The organism is Sphingobacterium sp. SGL-16, from assembly GCF_011043515.1.
GTDB classification, from domain to species: Bacteria; Bacteroidota; Bacteroidia; order Sphingobacteriales; family Sphingobacteriaceae; genus Sphingobacterium; species Sphingobacterium litopenaei.
On record NZ_JAAKGQ010000107.1, the window covers coordinates 1 to 1295 of the forward strand.

General features: G+C 37.4%; 1 protein-coding gene. It reads left to right on the forward strand.

The genetic code is table 11. From position 1 onward, the window contains the following. Positions 1 to 78: 78 nt before the first annotated feature. The coding region (locus G5B32_RS16845) for an IS1380 family transposase (protein WP_165292654.1) at positions 79 to 1295 on the forward strand (1217 nt) is incomplete at its 3' end.

Genomic DNA, 1295 nt, shown 5'->3' on the forward strand with positions numbered 1-1295 from the left:
CCCAGATTACGCAATAGAAAAAAATAGTTAATTTAGAGATTTAGAATACAACTGCGTAGCAGTAGAAAAAAGTTAGCTATGAAATTCGAGTTATCATTTACTAATCAAGAGATTACACCCTGGGGCGGAATGGTTTTTTTGAAGCAAATGTTGGACAAAATTGGCTTTCGGGAACAGATAGAAAACTGTACTTCTTTACCCGTATCTCAATCCAATAATTCCTACAAAAAAGAAGTTCTTCTAGAGTCCTTTATTACAAGTATTTGGTGTGGAGCAAACCGTTTTCTGCATACGGAGATTACACGATCAGACAGGGCTCTTGGTCAGATTTTTGATTGGAGGAAAACACCTGGACAAGATGCATATAAACGTTACTTTGGCAAGTTCACACAAAATACGAATCAAGAGGTAGGTCATCATTTTTTTAGTTGGTTCTTTCAAAATATTAATATTAACTATTTTACTTTGGACATTGATTCCTCAGTTGTTACCCGCTATGGCGCACAAGATGGAGCCAAGAAAGGGTATAATCCCAAGAAAAAAGGAAGAAACAGTCACCATCCCATTATAGCTTTCGTAAATGAGGTAAAAATGGTTGCTAACTTTTGGCTCAGAAGCGGAAACACTAGTTCAGCGAATAATTTTATTGGTTTTTTAGAAGAAACTTTATCGGTTTTTGGCGCTAAAAAAGTGGGCCTGGTTCGATTAGACAGTGGCTTTTGTCAAAAAGATATTTTTGAACATTTGGAACAAAAAGCACTGAAATATATTGTTGCTGCAAAGTTTACCCACCCTGTACAGCATTTAATCGACAAGCAAGACACCTGGTTGATGGTGGATGAGGGAATTGAAATCTGCGACAAGCACTATCAGGGGAAAACCTGGGACAAGCAACGCAGATTAGTAATCGTCCGACAGAAGATAGCCAATAGACCCAATGCAACCGGAAGGACATTAAGTTTATTTCCAGAAGATGAAATCCATAGAAACTATCGCTATTCTGCATACTTTACAAATAATGAATTTGCTGCAACTGATGTATGGCGGATGTATCGCCAACGTGGTGATGCGGAGAACAGAATCAAAGAATTAAAAGCCGATTTTGGAGCAGAGAGCTTTAACCTGAAAGCATTTTATGCAACAGAAGCCGCATTAATATTCTCCATGATAGCCTATAATCTAATGTCCATATTCAGAATATTCGTCTTACAGGAAAAAACGCAAAAAACATTATCAACACTACGTTACAGAACTTTTGCAATTGGCGCTTACTTTGAAAAGATAGGTGATACTCT